The sequence below is a fragment of the Sanguibacter sp. 25GB23B1 genome, assembly GCF_040012415.1.
GTDB lineage: Bacteria > Actinomycetota > Actinomycetes > Actinomycetales > Cellulomonadaceae > Sanguibacter.
In genome coordinates, this window is sequence record NZ_JBDYKL010000003.1 from 25,046 (window position 1) to 41,246 (window position 16,201).

Consider the following 16,201-nt stretch of genomic DNA (forward strand, 5'->3'; position numbering starts at 1 on the left):
TGCACGACGCGAGCGTGGTCGCGATCGCCTTCGTCGAACCTTGATCGTTCCTCACTGCGTTCTCCAGGACGATCCGCGACCGGTCACGGTGGGGACGGTTCCAAGCAGGGTCGCGATCACGGCGGCAGCCTCACGGCCGGGTCATGGGCGTCACGGAGGGCACTGTTCAGCTGCGAGGCAGCACGCCCATGAGCGCCGAGGTGATGGCGACCTGCAGAGCGTCGCGGAGCTCCATGTGGAGCACTCCGAGCGCGGGCTCGTCTGCGTAGGCGGCGACGAGGCTGGGCGGTGGCGGGACGTAGGCCGACAGCGCGCCCGCCGTGACGAGGCTCATCAGGCAGAACAGCTGCGCGCCGTCACCGAGCTCGGGCACGTAGCGGCGCGCGAGCTCCGTCATCGTCGCGAGCCGGGCGAGAGAGGACCGCTTGTGCCGCTTGACCACGTCAACCGAGACGTTGTGCTCCAGGACGCCGCCCTGCGCGCCGAAGAGGTCGCACAGCACCACCCGGTCGGCGAGCGACCGACTGAGGACGTCGGCCAGCTGGCGCGCCCGTACGTCTGAGGCCGCGTGCACGTCGATCCCCGCGGCCAGCTCCTCAGCCAGCTCGGCGAGCCAGCGTCCCAGGAAGTCGTCCAGGAGCTCGAGAAGCACGGCCTCGCGCGACTCGAAATAGCGCAGGACGTTCGACTTGGCCAGGCCCACCCGCCGGCTGAGCTCGTTGAGGCTCACGGCGGTCACGGGCATCTCGTCGAGCATCGACGCCGCCGTGTCGAGGATCACCCGGCGGCGGATCTCCCGCTGCTCCTCGCTCCGCGCTCGCTGGAAGGTCATCCAACCACCCTAGCGTAGGAGACCACCGGTCCCTTGACATCAGACCGGCGGTCCCTTACCTTCGGGTTACAAGAGACCGATGGTTCGTTATCCTCAGGAGAGCGTCATGATCAGCAGCTGGACAGAGCAGCACATCCCCGACCAGCACGGCCGGGTGGCTGTCGTCACCGGGGCCAACACCGGGCTGGGCTTCGAGACCGCCCGGATGCTCGCCGAGCACGGGGCGACGGTGGTCCTGGCTGTCCGGGACGTCGAGAAGGGCAAGAAGGCAGCCGACCGGATCACCGGTGACGTCGCCGTCCAGGCCCTCGACCTGACCTCGCTCGAGTCGGTCCGGTCAGCAACCGACGACCTACGCGCCGCCCACCCACGCATCGACCTCCTCATCAACAACGCCGGCGTCATGTACACACCGAGACAGACCACGGCCGACGGCTTCGAGCTGCAGCTCGGAACCAACCACCTCGGCCACTTCGCCCTCACCGGCCTGCTCCTCGACAGGCTCCTGCCCGTGCCCGGCTCCCGCATCGTGACGGTGAGCAGCACCGGCCACCGCATCCGGGCCGCCATCCACTTCGACGATCTCCAGTGGGAGCGCTCGTACAGCCGTGTCGCCGCCTACGGCCAGGCCAAGCTCGCCAACCTCATGTTCACCTACGAGCTGCAGCGCCGGCTCGCGCCGTACGGCTCCACGATCGCGGTCGCCGCCCACCCCGGTGTGTCCAACACCGAGCTCGTCCGCAACGCGCCAGCCGCAGTCCGCCTTCCGGTCACGTGGCTCGCGCCCCTGCTCACCCAGACGCCTGCGATGGGCGCCCTGCCCACGCTGCGCGCCGCCACCGACCCGGCCGTGGTCGGCGGCCAGTACTACGGGCCCGGCAACCGGCGTGAGGTCCGGGGATACCCGAAGGCCGTCACCTCGAGCCCCGCCTCGCACGACCGCGCCACTCAGCAACGCCTGTGGGCCGTCTCCGAAGAGCTCACCGGGGTGACCTTTCCGCAGGGCGTGACATCTGCAGCGAGGGGATCGTCCTGAGCCGCAGCGATCAACCGAGGCTGGAGGCGACCGTCAGCAGGCGAAGCGGTCGACCGACGTCTGCAGGCTGGTCGACAACCGTGCGAGCTCGCCGGCCGCGTCACCCATCTGGGTGAGGACGTCCGTGGCGGTCGCCGCGGCGCTCGCGACACCGGAGATGTTCGCCGCGATCTCCCCGGACCCGGTCGCGGCGTCGGCGACTCCGCGAGACATCTCGGCAGTCGTCGCCGTCTGCTCCTCCACCGCGGCTGCGATCGTGTCCTGATAGCTGCTCACCGTGTCGATGATCGCGCCGATGCCCGCGATCTCGGTGGCGGCGCTCGTCGAGTCCGCCTGGATCGCCTGGACGCGACCGGTGATCTCCTCGGTGGCACGGGCGGTCTCCTGAGCGAGCTCCTTGACCTCTCCGGCGACCACCGCGAAGCCCTTGCCGGCCTCGCCGGCCCGTGCTGCTTCGATGGTGGCGTTGAGCGCGAGGAGGTTGGTCTGCTGGGCGATGGCGTTGATGACCTTGACGACGTTGCCGATCTCCTGCGACGAGAGGCCGAGCTTGGCGACCGTCTCGTTGGTCGCGGCGGCCGCCGTGCGTGCTTCGCCGGCGACGCGGGAGGCGTCCGAGGCGTTCTGCGCGATCTCCCGGATGGCGCTGCGCATCTGGTCCGCACCCGCGGAGACGGCACCGACGTTGCGTGACACCTCGTCCGCTGCTGCGGAGACGACGCCGGCCTGCGCGGACGTCTCCTCGGAGGCGGCGGAGACCTGTGTGGACGACGCGGAGAGCTCGACCGCCGCGGAGGCCACTGTCGAGGCCGTGTGCCTGACGTCGGTGATGAGGTCCCGCAGGCCCTCCTGGGCGGTCGACAGCGAGGTGGCCATCGCCCCGATCTCGTCCTTCGACGTGACGTCGGCCCGGACGGTGAGGTCCCCGGCGGCCAGGGCGCGCAGCGACCGGTCGACGGCACCGACGCCGCGCAGCACGGTGCGAGAGGTGAGGAGCGCCCCTCCGACGACGACGAGCGCGGCGACCACGACGGTCGACCAGAGGAGCACGGTCGCACGAGTCGCTGTGGCGTCGGCCGCCTGCGTCGCGACGTCGAGCCGTGCGTCCACGGAGTCGGACAGCGCTGCGGTGTCCTCGAGGATGGTGAAGTAGATGGAGTAGAGGTCGCCGACGATGTACTCGTCCGCCTCGGTCGTGGTGGCGTCGGTGTTCTGTCCGTACAGGGCGACGACGCGGTCGTCGCCGGCGAAGAACGCGTCCCACTGCTCGAGGATCCGCTCGTACGCCTCACGCTCGACGGGTGCCATCACGTCGGTGGGCGCGAGGAGGAGTGCGGCCTCGAGCGCCTCGACGTCGGCGAGGTACCCGGCCCGGTTGGCGTTCTCCGGGTCGATCGCCGCGAGCGGACCAGCCTTGCGGGCCTCCCACGCGTACGCCGTCTGCCATCCGCTGACGTCTGCGTTGTAGTAGCGCATCTCCTCGGTCCAGGAGCGCAGGTCGTGGAGCCGCTCGACCTCGTGCGCCGTGGATCGCATGCTGCCGAGGGCGCTGAGCGCCACCGCGCCCACGAGACCGGCTGCCAGCACGCCGATCCCTCCGAGAGCGAGAAGCCTGGTGCGCAGGCTGCGCCACCACGAGGTGTGAGTCGTGAGCTCCATGGGATTCTCTCCTGTGCTAGTGCGACACCCCTCCTATCGACCCGGTCGTCCGGTCCATGAGAAGGCTCGGTCCACGAGCGGCGGTGTCACCCGGGTTCCGCGGCCGAGAGCAGTCGCCGTGCGTGCGTGACGTCCGGTCCGAGGCGGAGGAGGTGGCTGACGAGCTCGTCGGTGATGGCCCGGAGCTCCTCGTCGGTGAACGGGTCGAGCGCGTCGAGGACGAAGAGCGCGGAAGTCGTGTCCTCACGGAGGCGGGTGCGACGACCCTGGCGCCAGTTCCAGCGGCGGCAGGTGACGCCGGTGGCGTCGCACCAGACGACCTCGCCGGGCTCGGGGTGCTCGACGACGTCCGCGCCGTCGGCCGTCGTGTCGAAGACCTCGGTGCCGGTCGCCCGGACGAAGCGGGGCAGCGCTCGGGACTTCGTCTCCGCCCGCTTCAAGGGATCGGCGGACACCGACGGGTGGCCCTGCGTCGGGACCGCGGTCCTCGACCTCCCCGCGCACACGGTCCTCCCGTTCGCCGGCGACGGCACCGTGGAGGACCTCGGTCCAGACCGGTGCCGGCTCACCGCCGGTTCGTGGTCCTGGGTGGCGCTCGCAGCGCGGTCTGCAGTGACGTCTTCCCAGGGGACCAGGAGCGGCGGCGCAGCGTCCTAGTGGCTCTCTGGCGGCGACGACGACGCGCCGCGAGAGCGGGCGTCGCGACGGGTCCGAGGGGTTGTGCGGCGCAGTCAGTGCACCGTGAGGTCGCCCAGAGGGTCGAGCGCACCGCTGACGTCGACGTCCCTGCCGCGCAGCGACGCGTCGAGGAACGCGCGGGTCGCAGCCGCGGTGACGCGCGGACCCTCGTCGCGCGGCAGGGTGCCCGTCAGCGTCGGGACCGGGGGAAGGAACAGCGGGGCATCGGTGAAGCTGAGGTGGCCCGCGCCCGGGAGCGTGAGGATCCACCCGCCGGCGGCACTGAGGGCCATCAGCTCGTCGAGCCTCGCCGCGTACTCGGCATCGCTCTCCGGGCTGCCCGTCCCGGCGCCCGCGACGAGCGCGAGCACCGGCTGCTCGAGAGGGGCGGTCGGCAGGTGTCGCGGGAAGCCGTCGATGTCGATGACTGCGTCGAACCGCGCATCCGCTGCGGCCGCGCGGATCGCCGCGGCACCACCGAGCGAGTGGCCTGCCACGGCCGCGTGGTCCGTGTCCATGCGCCCGGCGAGCGGGGTCGGGATCACGGCCTGGTCGATGAGCTCCAGCTGCGTCAGCGCGAACCGGAGGTCGTCGGCGCGCACCTGGGTCCAGCCGTCGGCGAGGCGTTCGTCCTCGTCCGCGTCACCCGTGGCGGCCACCTCGCTGGCGACGGCAGTGCCGTCGTCGAGCACGACGAGCGCCGAGTCGTGGGGATGATCGAGTGCGACGACGACGTACCCGTGACTGGCGAGATCCTCGGCCCACGCCGTGTTCTGCGTGCGCACACCGGACAGGCCCGGCGAGAAGACGACCATGGGGAACCGCTCCTCACCCGCCTGCGGGGGTGCGTCCGGCGTCGCGCTCGTCCGTGCGCGGGCGGCCTCGTCGAGCAGGAACGACGGCAGCCCGAAGGTCGCCGCCACACCTGCCGCAACCTGTCGGGCCTCCCCACGATCTCGCCCGAGGTAGACGGACCGCTCGGCGCCGGGTGACACGTCAGCCGGGTACCAGAGCTGAGCGACCACCGTGCGACCGCGCTCCGGCGCCGGCCCCGACACCTCGGGGCGAGACGGGTCCACCCATTCCAGCACCATGGTCCCGACCGGGGCCGACCCGCTCGGGGCCGGTAGCCGCAGGGCAGGGAAGCCCCAGAGCAGCGCCGCTCCGAGGACCACGCCGCCCGCCACGACACCGGCTAGCAGGACGGTACCGAGCCGTCGAGGAACTGCCGTGGGGGTGCTGCGGCGCAGGCCCTGCCGTGCGAGCCAGGTCGCGGCCCCGAGCGCCACGACCACCGGGACCAGCTGCCAGCGGAGCCCGCCCTGGACCACCTCGACAGCCAGCGATCCGACGACGACCAGACCGGCGAGGGCAGCGGCACGAGGCCGCGCAGCCGGCGGGAGCCAGCGGACGGACGCCGTTGCGAGGACCGCGAGCAGGACAAGCATGTCGATGACCGTCATGGACGACCACTCTTGTCCGTTCCCCGCCCGGCGTCGTCAGCCCGGAGGATCATCGCGGGTCCCCCTGGGGACGGACGCGCGTGGAGGGTGTCGGTCGTGGTCATCCAGGGTCGGTGGCCGAGAGCGTGCGCCGTGCGTGCGTGACGTGGGGTCCGAGGCCGACGAGGTGCCCGGCGAGCTCGTCGGCGATGCTCACGAGCTCATCGTCGCCGAGGGGTTCGAGGGCGTCGAGGATGAACAGGGCAGAGGTCGTGTCCTCGCGCAGGCGCGTCCGGCGGCCCTGGCGCCAGTTCCAGCGGCGGCACGTCACACCGGTCGCGTCGCGCCAGACGACCTCACCGGGCTCGGGGCGGTCGACGACGTCCTCTCCGTCGGCCGTGGTGTCGAAGTGTTCCGTGCCGGTCGCCCGGACGAGGTGCGGTGCGCCGTCGTAGGCGGCCAGGTCCTCGCCGCCGAGCGGGATCTGGTGGGCGACGGAGATCGCGTTGTAGACGTCGGTGAGGCGGTTGACGCGGGGCAGTCCACCGGTCGCGCGGCGCACGAGCGCCTCGAGGCTGTTGCGGGTGCGCCCGGGCTTGGCGCCGAAGGCTGTATAGGCATCACGCCATGCCGCTATGTGCGGCAGGTCGGTGACGGCACTCTCCGCGAGGGCGCGCGTCGCGGACTCCTCCGCAGCTCGCAGGAGCGCGTCGCTCGTCGCGTCGCTGGGGCCGGGCGTGATGCCGTCGACCGCGACGAGCATCGCGCGGTAGTCCGGTCGCAGGGCGAAGACCTCGGGTGCGAGGTGGGCGTCGGCGAGGAAGGCGTCGAGCGGGGAGTCAGTCATGGGTGGGTTCCGTTCGGGTGCGCGGGCTGGTGCTCGGTTCGAAGACGGTGAGGGAGAAGCGGGCGTTCCGGTCGGCCGGTGCGGCGTAGGCGTGAGGCGTGTCGCCATCGAAGGTGGCGGCGTCGCCGGGGTGGAGCGTGGCGGTCTCGCCGCCGGCCTCGAGGACGAGGGTGCCCTCGTGGAGGTGGACGAGCTCGCGGGTGCCGGCCGCGTGGGGTGGGCTCGCGTGCCGCTCGCCCGGCTCGAGCGTCCAGTGCCACAGCTCGACGACGTCGGGTGGCCGTGTGGCGGCGACGAGGACGCCCCGCCCGCCGCGCTCACCGGACCACAGTGCTGCGCCCTGGCCTGCGGGGGTGACGGTGAGCCGCTCGTCCCGGGGCGGCTCGACGAGGGTGGGGAGGCCGACGCCGAGCGCCTCGCTCAGGCGCAGGAGGGTCCCGACGCTGGGGTTCGTGGCTCCCTGCTCGACGTTGACGACGAGCCGGCGGCTGAGGCCGGCGGTGGTGGCGAGCTGGTCGAGCGTCCACCGGCGCGTCTGGCGTTCGTGGCGTACGCGCGCGCCGATCGCGTGGGCGAGCTCGCCGAGGTCTTCGTCCATGAGTGCAGCATAGTGCACTCCTAGTGCACTATGAGCGGTTCGGGTCAGACGAGCGTGACGACGACGCGCCCCACGGTCGACCCGTCGCCGAGCTGCTGCAGCGCCGACGCCGCCTCCTCGAAGGGCACCACCTGCCGCACGATCGGGCGCACCTGGCCGGCGTCGGCCAGGCGCGTGAGCTCGGCGTGCGCGGCGACGACGAGATCGGGGCGCTCCCGGGCGTAGAGGCCCCAGTGCAGGCCGAGCAGGCTGTAGTTCTTCACGAGCGCATGGTTGGCGCGGGCGGACTGGATGGTTCCGCCCGCGAAGCCGACGACGACGATGCGGCCCTCGAACGCGATGCACTTCGTCGACAGCTCGTACGTCTCGCCGCCGACCGGGTCGTAGACGACGTCGGCTCCGCGGCCGCCGGTGTGCTCCTTGACCACGTCGACGAACGACTCCTTCGAGCGGTCGACGACCACGTCTGCGCCGGCCTCGCGCGCCACGTCGATCTTCGCCTCGGAACCGACGACGCCGATGACCCGCGCTCCGGCGGCCTTGCCGAGCTGGACCGCTGCGGTGCCGACACCGCCCGCGGCGGCGTGGACGAGGAGCGTCTCGCCGGGCTGGAGGTGGGCGCGCCGGTGGAGGCCGAAGTATCCCGTCTGGTGGCCGATGTAGAGGGCGGCGGCCTCGACGTCGCTGAGCGAACCGGGCGCGGGGAAGACGAGCGCTGCGTCGAGAGCCGAGAGCTCGGCGAGCACGCCGATCTGCGACCCGACGACACGCTGCCCCACGGTCAGGTGGTGCACGTCCGTGCCGACCGCGACGACCTCGCCGCACAGCTCGATCCCGGGGACGAACGGCAGCGGGGGCCGCACCTGGTACTCGCCGCGCGCCAGCAGCACGTCGGGGAAGTTCAGCGCGACGGCCGTCGCCCGCACGAGCACCTGGGTGGCCGTGATCTCGGGCACCGGCAGCTCGACGAGCGCGAGCACCTCCCCCGGCTCGCCGTGCGCCGTCACCTGCCAGGCCCGCATCACCGGGTGCCGCCCTCGGTGGGCGCGGCGGCGTCGCGCGGGGCCGCGATGCTCGAGAGGAACATGTCGGTGATCTGCCGTGCGACGACGCCCTTGGCCTCAGGACCTGCGGGCTTGTACCACTGGGAGAGGTAGTGGACGTCGGAGAAGAAGTGGGCGACGAGCAGCGCCATGGGGATGTCCGTCCGGTAGAGGCCTTCACGCTGGCCGCGCTCGATGATCACGACGAACTCGTCGTTGTACCCGCGACGACGCCGCGTCACCTCGGCCTGTCGGTCCGGGGAGAGCATGTGGACCGAGCGGAAGAAGACGGTGCCCTCGGGGAGGAAGTCGATGGACGTCTCGATGACGTCGACGCAGACCTCGCGGAGCGTCTCGCCGGTCGGCAGCCCGCGCCCGACGATCTCCGTGAGGCGCTCACGCTGCAGCGTGAGAAGCTGCTCGTAGATCGCGAAGAGGAGGTCGTCCTTCGAGCGGAAGTAGTGGTACATGGCGCCCTTGGTGACGCCGGCCGCCTCGACGATCTGCTGCACCGACGTGCGCGCGAAACCTTGGGTCGCGAAGAGGTCGAGTGCTGCCTTCTTCACGCTGTCCTGGACGCTCGAGTTCTTCACGGGGTCATCTTCTCTCACGAGACCGGGGTGATCGAGCCGCCGCCGTCGATGACGACGGTCTGCCCGGTGATCCACGCGGCGTCGTCGGAGAGCAGGAACGCGACGGGACCCGACACGTCGGCGGGGACGCCGAGGCGCTGGAGCGGGTACGCGGAGGCCACCTGCTCCTCGCGCCCTTCGTAGAGGACCTTGGCGAAGTCGGTCTTGATGACGGCGGGTGCCACGGCGTTGACGCGGACGTCGGGGGCGAGCTCGAACGCGAGCTGCGTCGTGAGGGAGATGAGTGCGGCCTTGGAGACGCCGTAGAACGCGATCCCGGGGCTCGCCGAGAGAGCGGAGACGGAGGAGACGTTGACGATCGCTCCGCCGCCGGCCGCCAGCCCGGCGGCCATCGCGTCGCGCGACCACTCGAGGGCGCCGACGACGTTGACGTCGAGGATCTTGCGGATGACCGACGGCTCGGTCTCGAGCGCAGGCCCGTAGGCGGGGTTGATGCCGGCGTTGTTGACGAGGCAGTCGAGGCCGCCGAGCTCGCGGTGGACGAGGTCGACGACCTCGGCGCGGTGCGCGGCGTCGTCCGCCTTGCCGGCCACGTAGCGGACGGTCTCCGGCGGGCCGAGCCGTTCGGCCGCCGCGCGCAGCGCGTCCTCGTGCCGTGCGGTGATGACGACCCGCGCACCTTCTGCGACGAGCCGCTCCGCGATGCTGTAGCCGATCCCACGGCTCGCTCCGGTGATGAGGGCGACCTTGCCGTCAAAACGCCTCACGGGACATCCTCTGCTCGTCGTCAACTCACATACCGACTGTTCGGTACGACGAATGTACCGCACGCGCGCGGCCACCTCGACCCTCGTCGACCTCGGGCACTTCTTTCGACCTCGGGCACTCGAGCGCCCGAGGTCGAGACGAGTGCCCGAGGTCGCGCGCCGGCGCGGGCCGGAGCGGGCCGGAGCGGGCGACAGTCGATCAGCCCCGGTCGCGGTCCGCCCCGTGCCGGCGGCCGTCACCGTTGCCGACGCGGTGCTCGGCGTCCGGGTCCACCTCGACGCCCTGGCTCTCGCGCAGCGCCCGGCCGCGGTCCACGTCCTCCTGAGCCTTCTCGGCCTTCTTCACGCTCGCCTTCGTGTCGCGCGGCGGCAGCTGGATGGTCTCCTCCGCGACGATGCCCGCCTGGAGCTGACGGCCGCGTTCGATCTCGGCGTCGAGCTCCGCACCGAAGAGCAGCGCGAGGTTCGTGATCCACAGCCACAGGAGGAAGACGATGACACCGGCGAGCGCACCGTACGTCGCGTCGTAGCTCGAGAAGTTCGACACGTAGAAGCCGAAGCCGAGCGACGCCAGGGCCCACACGAGGATCGCGACGAACGCGCCCACGCTGATCCAGCGGAACTTCGGCTGCTGCACGTTCGGCGTGCCGTAGTAGAGGATCGCGATGACGACGACCACGAGCAGCACGACGACCGGCCACTTGGCGATGTTCCACACGGTGAGCGCCTGGTCGCTCAGCCCGATGAACGAGCCGATCGCGCTCGCCACGGGTCCGGACGCGACGAGCATGATGCCGATGAGCGCCACGAGCACGAGCGTCACGAGCGTGATGAGGAGCATGATCGGGCGCAGCTTCCAGATGGGCCGGCCCTCGTCGATCTCGTAGATGCGGTTCATCGCCCGGCCGAACGCGTTGACGTACCCGGAGGCCGACCACAGGGCGATGACGAGACCGGTGATCAGCGCGAGACCTGCCGCCGAGGAGGACGACACCTCCTGGACGACCGGCTCGATGGTCTCCGCCGCGCTCGCCGGCACGAACTCGTCGAGCACGTTCATGAGGTCGTCGACGATCTGCTCGCTGTTTCCCACCACGCCGAGGATCGAGACGAGCGCCAGGATCCCGGGAGCGATCGCGAGGACCGCGTAGTACGTCAGGGCGGCCGCGAGGTCGGTGCACTGGTCGGCGAGGAACTCACGGAAGGTCTTGGCACCGATATACCGCCAGGACGGCTTGGTGATGTCGGTCGGCGAGTCAGGCTTGCGTGCGTCCTCCGGGTCCGGGGCGTCCGCCTTGCGGTGTGCTGCCGACACGGTGTCGTCGGTGTGGCTCATCGTGGTGTCTCCTTGCGCGGGCGCGGGGGTGGCTACCCCATGGTCCGTCGGGTACCACCCGGCCGCTACCGGAGAGAAGGCTCGTCGACGCGGACGAGCAGCACGGCGACGTCGTCCGCGACGCCCTCGCCGACGAGATCGCGCACGAGCGCCGCGGGCAGGTCGGCGAGGTCCTCGTCGCCGGAGCCCTCGAGCGTCGCGACGAGCCGGCCCAGCCCGTCCCGCAGCATCTCGCCGCGCCGCTCGACGAGCCCGTCCGTGTAGAGCACGAGCACGTCACCGGGCGCGAGGTGCGTCTCGTGGTCGTGGCGCCCGATCGAGGGCTCCACCCCGAGCATGAGGTCGTTGCGGCCCTGGAGGATCTCGACCGAGCGGTCGGCACGCAGGACGACGGGCGGCGGGTGGCCGGCGCTCGACCACCGCATCCGGAGCCCGTCGTCCTCCTCGCTGAGCCGTGCCACGATCGCCGTCCCGGTCGCGTCGAGCCGCACGCCGCTGTTCGTCTTGTCGAGGATCGAGAGGATGGCCGACGGCGGCTCGTTGTGCTCCCACGCGAACGCACGCAGCATCGACCGCAGCTGGCCCATGACTGCCGCGGCGGCGACGTCGTGACCGGTGACGTCGCCGATCATGACGGCGAGCGAGCGGTCGGGGAGCTCGATCGCGTCGTACCAGTCCCCGCCGACCTCCTCGGTGCGGGCCGCGGGCTCGTAGATCGAGGCGAGCGTCACGCCGTGGACGGTCGGAAGCGGCGAGAGCATCGCCGCCTGCAGCGTCCGCGCGACCCCTTGCCGCTCGGCGAGCATCCGCGCACGGTCGAGAGCCTGCGCGGTGTAGCCGGCGAGCGCGGTCTTGATGGCGGCCGACTGCTCGTCGAAGTCCCGGGGCATGTCCCAGATGAGGGAGAGCGCGCCGAGGAGCTTCCCGCTGGACACGAGCGGCAGCATGACGCGCGCGCCGGGCACGCTCTTGACGACCGTCGCGGTGGCGGGGAACTCTCGCGCCATGTGGTCGCCGTCGGGGAACATCATCGGCTTGCGGGTCCGGGCGACGGCGGAGAGCGGGCGGTCGTCGTCGATGTGCGCGGTGCGCCACTCCTCGCCGACCTCGGCGTAGAAGCCGTCGAGCGACGTGTACCGCAGGGTGGTCCCGTCAGGGCTGAGCAGCGCGAGACCCGTGTAGCGCGCCCCGAGGCCGGTGGTGGCGACGCGGCCCGCGATCTGCGCGACGTCGTCGATGGTCATGGCGTCCGCGAACGCGTCGCTGAGCAGGAGCAGGAGGCGGCTCTGCCGGTTGGTCTGCGTCATGAGGCGCTGGATCTCGCGGGAGCGGGCGTGCTCGCCCCGCAGGCGCAGGTCGGAGGAGCACACCTCGGCGAGGTCCTCGACGAGCTGGAGCTCCGCGTCGGTCCAGTCGCGCGGCTCCGTGTCCATGACGCACAGGGCACCGGCCGGGCTGGACCCGGTGTCGCGGAGCGGGTAGCCGACGACGGCGCCGACGAGCGCGTCGGGACCTGCAAGGAGGTCCCGGAGAGCGGGGTCGTGCTGCACGTCGCGACTCACGACCGGCACGTCGCGGGCGACGACCAGGGCACGCACCGTGTCACCCAGGTGCGGGGCCACGGCGGACGCCCAACCTGCGGGCAGATGTGTCACGGGTGCCTGGGGACGGCCGTCGTCCGCGGTCAACGACACGACCGAGACCGTCGCCCCGAGCTGCGCCCGGGCCAGGCGTGCGTAGCGGTCGCGCGCCGCGTCGTCGAGGAGCTGCGCGACGGTGGTGCTCGCGCCGGGCAGCAGCGGCGACGAGGGCGAGGTAGACGACACGGAAGTGATTATCCATGTCGCCCGGTTGCACCGGCCTCATGCATCGCTCTCGCGGGCCGATGGGAACGTGCCGAGCACGACGTGCTCGCAGACAGGAGCCGAGGGCATGGGCACGAAGCGGTCGGAGGCCGAGCAGCAGGTCGCCGAGCTGCTGCGTACCGCGAAGGAGGCGATCGGTCTCAGCGTCGCGTTCCTCACGCGCATGGACGGCACAGTCCAGCACCTCCAGGTGGTCGACTCCTCGATCCCGTTCCTCTTCCCGGAGGGCGCCAGGCTCAAGCAGGAGACCACGTTCTGCCAGGCGATCCTCGACGGCCGGCTGCCCGCAGTCATCCCGGACGTGCGCGAGCACCCGGTCGCGATGGCGCTCCCCGCCGCGAAGTTCCCCCGGTTGCGCAGCTACGTCTCGGTCCCCGTGACGCTGAGCGACGGCACCTTCTACGGCACCTTCTGCGCGGCCGGCCTCACGACGGACAAGGGCCTCACCCAGCGCGACAAGGCCCTGCTCGGCGTGCTCGCCTCCGCGGCGGCCGTCATCATCGAGCCTGGAGTCGTCGAGCGGGAGCGACGTGACGAGATCACCGAGCGCCTCCTGCCGGTGCTCGACGGCCCCGGCCTCGTCGTCCTGCTCCAGCCGATCGTCGACCTCCCCACTGGCGAGCGTGTCGGCGCGGAGGCGCTGAGCCGCTTCCCTGCCGAGTGGGGGATGACCCCGGACGTCGTGTTCGAGCAGGCGCACACCGTCGACCTCGGGCACCGCCTCGAGCTCCTCGCTCTCGATCGGGCGGCCGACCACCTCGCGGCCGTCGACGGGTACGTGGCGATGAACGTCTCGCCGCAGACGCTCCTCACCCCGGGCTTCACCGAGCTGCTCGGCCGGCTCCCCCTCGACCGGGTGCTGCTCGAGCTGTCCGAGCACGACCAGGTCGAGGACTACACCGCCCTGCACTCCGTGCTCGCGGCCCCTCGCGCGGCCGGGATGCGCCTCGCGATCGACGACGTCGGCGCCGGGTTCTCCTCGCTGCGGCACATCGTCCTGTGCGCTCCCGACGTCATCAAGCTCGACCGCAGCATCGTCGACGGGGTGAGCGCGGACCCCGTGCTCTCGACGCTCGTCGGGGCGCTCGTCGAGTTCGCGCACGGCAACGGGACCCTCGTGGTCGCCGAGGGCGTCGAGACCGCGGACGACGTCGCGTCGCTGCGCTCCCTGCACGTCGACCTCGCGCAGGGGTGGTACTTCGGCCGGCCCGGACCGGCCGAGGCGCTCGCACCGGTCGTGCGCGCGGCCTGAGGCTCCGGCCGCACGACCGCCGAGACCGGGCGCTCGACCGTCACCCGGTGCTGAGCGCTCGTCGATGACACAGTGGATCCATGAACCGCCTCGCGACCGCCCTCTCGCCCTACCTGCGCCAGCACGCCGACAACCCCGTCGACTGGCGGGAGTGGTCCGCCGAGGCGTTCGCCGAGGCCCGCGAGCGCGACGTGCCCGTCCTCCTGTCGATCGGGTACGCGGCGTGCCACTGGTGCCACGTCATGGCGCACGAGTCCTTCGAGGACGAGGCGACCGCCCAGCAGATGAACGACGGCTTCGTGTCCATCAAGGTGGACCGCGAGGAGCGTCCGGACATCGACTCCGTCTACATGGCGGCCGTCGTGGCGATGACGCGGCAGGGCGGCTGGCCCATGACGGTGTTCCTCACGCCCGAGGGTGCGCCGTTCTTCGCCGGCACGTACTTCCCGCCGACCCCCGTGCAGGGCATTCCGTCCTTCCCGCAGGTGCTCGACGCCGTGAGCACCGCCTGGCGTGACAAGCGCACCGGTCTCGAGGAGCAGGCCGCGGGGCTCGTCGAGCACCTGCGGTCCGGCGCAGGACTGTCGGCGGGGCACACCGCGGCGCCGTCGCCCGCCGACCTCGACGCCGCCGTCGAGGCGCTCGCCCGCCAGCTCGACATCACCAGCGGGGGTTTCGGGGACGCCCCGAAGTTCCCGCCGTCCATGAACCTCGAGCAGCTCCTGCGCCACCACGCACGCACCGGCGACGCGCTCTCGCTCGAGATGGCGGCACGCACCTGCGAGGCCATGGCCCGCGGAGGCATCTACGACCAGCTCGGCGGCGGCTTCGCCCGGTACTCCGTCGACGCGCAGTGGGTGGTCCCCCACTTCGAGAAGATGCTCTACGACAACGCCCAGCTCCTCGGCGTGTACGCGCACCTCTACCGCGCGCTCGCGCACGGTGACGGGACCGGCGAGGAGACCGGCAGCGTGGACGGGCCAGTCGCTGCCGCCGTCGGCGGCCCAGAGCTCGTCGCGCTCGCGGAGCGCGTGACCACCGAGACGGCGGAGTTCCTCCTGCGCGAGCTCCGCACCGCCGAGGGCGGGTTCGCCTCGTCGCTCGACGCGGACACCGACGGGCACGAGGGCACGTTCTACGTCTGGACACCGGCGCAGCTCGTCGAGGCGCTCGGCGAGGACGACGGCGCGTGGGCCGCGCGCACCCTCGCGGTGACGCCCGGCGGAACCTTCGAGAAGGGGTCGAGCGTGCTCCAGCTCCTCGAGCCCTTGGCCCCGGCGGACGAGGCTCGCTGGTCACGGGTGCGCGCGGCGCTGTTCGCGGCACGCCAGGGACGGACCCTTCCCGGACGTGACGGCAAGGTCGTCGCCGGCTGGAACGGCCTCGCCATCGGCGCGCTCGCCGAGGCCGGGCGCATCCTCGACCGCCCCGGGTGGGTCGCCGCGGCGGAAGCTGCAGCAGAGCACGTCGTCGCGCTGCACCTCGTCCGGCCCGACGCGTCCGGACCTGAAGACCAGGCGCAGGGGATCGAGCTGCGCCGCGTCTCGCTCGACGGCCAGGTCGGCACCGCGTCCGGCGTCCTCGAGGACTACGCACTCCTCGCCGACGGGCTCCTCCAGCTCTTCTCCGCCACGGGCACCACCCGCTGGTACGACGTCGCCGGCGACCTCCTCGACGTCGTCCTCGACCGCTTCGCCGAGACGACACCGGCCGGCGCACTGACCTTCTTCGACACACCGAGCACAGCAGCGGAGGGCGAGGTACCGCTCGTCGTGCGGCCCGCAGACCCGGGGGACAACGCGAGCCCGTCGGGCCGGTCCGCCGCCGCCGGCGCCCTCCTGCGCTACGCCGCCCTCTCCGGCTCGCACCGCCACCGGGTCGCCGCCGAGGCAGCACTCGCCGTCTACCCGGCCCTCGCCCTGCGGGCTCCGCGCTTCGCCGGGCACGCGCTCGCCGTGGCTGAGGCGCTGGCCGACGGTCCTCGCGAGGTCGCGATCGTCGTCCCGGTCGAGCCTGCCGCCGGGAGCACCACGCAAGCCCAGACGGACGCGCTGGTGCGCGAGGCGTGGCTCTCGGGCGCCCCGGGCGCGGTGATCGCGACGGGCGTCGTCGGATCCACGCACCCGCTCCTCGCCGACCGGCCCGCGGCCGTGCCCACCGCGTACGTGTGCCGGGGCTTCGTGTGCGAGCGGCCGGTCACGGACGCCGCGAGCCTGCGTGATCTGCTGAGCAATTGACAGGCGGAGAACGCTG

Annotated in this window: 14 protein-coding genes; 3 read left to right on the forward strand and 11 right to left on the reverse strand. The window is 72.0% G+C overall.

Going from position 1 to position 16,201, the window contains the following annotated elements:
* Positions 1 to 166: 166 nt before the first annotated feature.
* Positions 167 to 832 carry a TetR/AcrR family transcriptional regulator gene (locus ABKW26_RS02625; protein ID WP_348590874.1) on the reverse strand — a complete coding sequence of 222 codons (666 nt, stop codon included), beginning with the start codon at positions 830 to 832 and terminating at the stop codon, positions 167 to 169.
* 106 nt (positions 833 to 938) lie between these two features.
* Here ABKW26_RS02625 and ABKW26_RS02630 point away from each other — a divergent pair, with 106 nt between their 5' ends.
* A complete protein-coding gene (locus ABKW26_RS02630; RefSeq protein ID WP_348590875.1) occupies positions 939 to 1,868 on the forward strand; it encodes an SDR family NAD(P)-dependent oxidoreductase in 930 nt (309 codons plus the stop codon).
* A gap of 33 nt (positions 1,869 to 1,901) precedes the next feature.
* Here the strand turns inward: ABKW26_RS02630 and ABKW26_RS02635 are convergent, their stop codons facing one another.
* From ABKW26_RS02635 to ABKW26_RS02680, 10 genes are all read right to left on the reverse strand, one after another.
* Positions 1,902 to 3,527, reverse strand: coding sequence for a methyl-accepting chemotaxis protein (locus ABKW26_RS02635; protein ID WP_348590876.1), 1,626 nt, complete (start codon positions 3,525 to 3,527; stop codon positions 1,902 to 1,904).
* A gap of 86 nt (positions 3,528 to 3,613) precedes the next feature.
* Positions 3,614 to 3,982, reverse strand: a complete 369-nt coding sequence (locus tag ABKW26_RS02640) for a phenylalanine--tRNA ligase beta subunit-related protein (protein WP_348590877.1) — start codon at positions 3,980 to 3,982, stop codon at positions 3,614 to 3,616.
* A 276-nt stretch (positions 3,983 to 4,258) separates the two neighbouring features.
* Complete coding sequence (locus tag ABKW26_RS02645; protein ID WP_348590878.1) at positions 4,259 to 5,668, reverse strand: dienelactone hydrolase family protein; 1,410 nt, start codon at positions 5,666 to 5,668, stop codon at positions 4,259 to 4,261.
* A gap of 100 nt (positions 5,669 to 5,768) precedes the next feature.
* A complete protein-coding gene (locus tag ABKW26_RS02650; RefSeq protein ID WP_348590879.1) occupies positions 5,769 to 6,494 on the reverse strand; it encodes a phenylalanine--tRNA ligase beta subunit-related protein in 726 nt (241 codons plus the stop codon).
* Positions 6,487 to 7,092: an XRE family transcriptional regulator gene (locus ABKW26_RS02655; protein WP_348590880.1), complete on the reverse strand. Its 606-nt coding sequence runs from the start codon at positions 7,090 to 7,092 to the stop codon at positions 6,487 to 6,489. The genes ABKW26_RS02650 and ABKW26_RS02655 overlap by 8 nt, the downstream gene beginning before the upstream one ends.
* A 44-nt stretch (positions 7,093 to 7,136) precedes the next feature.
* Positions 7,137 to 8,114 carry an NADPH:quinone oxidoreductase family protein gene (locus ABKW26_RS02660; RefSeq protein WP_348591084.1) on the reverse strand — a complete coding sequence of 326 codons (978 nt, stop codon included), beginning with the start codon at positions 8,112 to 8,114 and terminating at the stop codon, positions 7,137 to 7,139.
* A complete protein-coding gene (locus ABKW26_RS02665; protein WP_348590881.1) occupies positions 8,114 to 8,728 on the reverse strand; it encodes a TetR/AcrR family transcriptional regulator in 615 nt (204 codons plus the stop codon). The genes ABKW26_RS02660 and ABKW26_RS02665 overlap by 1 nt, the downstream gene beginning before the upstream one ends.
* A 14-nt stretch (positions 8,729 to 8,742) precedes the next feature.
* Positions 8,743 to 9,495 carry an SDR family oxidoreductase gene (locus ABKW26_RS02670; protein ID WP_348590882.1) on the reverse strand — a complete coding sequence of 251 codons (753 nt, stop codon included), beginning with the start codon at positions 9,493 to 9,495 and terminating at the stop codon, positions 8,743 to 8,745.
* Positions 9,496 to 9,694: 199 nt separating this feature from the next.
* The gene (locus ABKW26_RS02675) at positions 9,695 to 10,831 is read right to left on the reverse strand and encodes a YihY/virulence factor BrkB family protein (protein ID WP_348590883.1); all 1,137 of its coding nucleotides are present in this window, start codon (positions 10,829 to 10,831) and stop codon (positions 9,695 to 9,697) included.
* 65 nt (positions 10,832 to 10,896) lie between these two features.
* A complete protein-coding gene (locus tag ABKW26_RS02680; protein WP_348590884.1) occupies positions 10,897 to 12,657 on the reverse strand; it encodes a SpoIIE family protein phosphatase in 1,761 nt (586 codons plus the stop codon).
* Between the two features lie 106 nt (positions 12,658 to 12,763).
* Between ABKW26_RS02680 and ABKW26_RS02685 the strand changes: the two genes are divergently transcribed.
* The gene (locus ABKW26_RS02685) at positions 12,764 to 13,948 is read left to right on the forward strand and encodes an EAL domain-containing protein (protein ID WP_348590885.1); all 1,185 of its coding nucleotides are present in this window, start codon (positions 12,764 to 12,766) and stop codon (positions 13,946 to 13,948) included.
* Between the two features lie 80 nt (positions 13,949 to 14,028).
* Positions 14,029 to 16,185, forward strand: coding sequence for a thioredoxin domain-containing protein (locus ABKW26_RS02690; protein ID WP_348590886.1), 2,157 nt, complete (start codon positions 14,029 to 14,031; stop codon positions 16,183 to 16,185).
* Positions 16,186 to 16,201 lie beyond the last annotated feature (16 nt).

Coding starts and splice junctions, on each gene's coding strand:
- ABKW26_RS02625 (WP_348590874.1), bottom strand. CDS start 832: ATGACCTTCCAGCGAGCGCGGAGCGAGGAGCAGCGGGAGATCCGCCGC.
- ABKW26_RS02630 (WP_348590875.1), top strand. CDS start 939: ATGATCAGCAGCTGGACAGAGCAGCACATCCCCGACCAGCACGGCCGG.
- ABKW26_RS02635 (WP_348590876.1), bottom strand. CDS start 3,527: ATGGAGCTCACGACTCACACCTCGTGGTGGCGCAGCCTGCGCACCAGG.
- ABKW26_RS02645 (WP_348590878.1), bottom strand. CDS start 5,668: ATGACGGTCATCGACATGCTTGTCCTGCTCGCGGTCCTCGCAACGGCG.
- ABKW26_RS02650 (WP_348590879.1), bottom strand. CDS start 6,494: ATGACTGACTCCCCGCTCGACGCCTTCCTCGCCGACGCCCACCTCGCA.
- ABKW26_RS02655 (WP_348590880.1), bottom strand. CDS start 7,092: ATGGACGAAGACCTCGGCGAGCTCGCCCACGCGATCGGCGCGCGCGTA.
- ABKW26_RS02660 (WP_348591084.1), bottom strand. CDS start 8,114: ATGCGGGCCTGGCAGGTGACGGCGCACGGCGAGCCGGGGGAGGTGCTC.
- ABKW26_RS02675 (WP_348590883.1), bottom strand. CDS start 10,831: ATGAGCCACACCGACGACACCGTGTCGGCAGCACACCGCAAGGCGGAC.
- ABKW26_RS02685 (WP_348590885.1), top strand. CDS start 12,764: ATGGGCACGAAGCGGTCGGAGGCCGAGCAGCAGGTCGCCGAGCTGCTG.
- ABKW26_RS02690 (WP_348590886.1), top strand. CDS start 14,029: ATGAACCGCCTCGCGACCGCCCTCTCGCCCTACCTGCGCCAGCACGCC.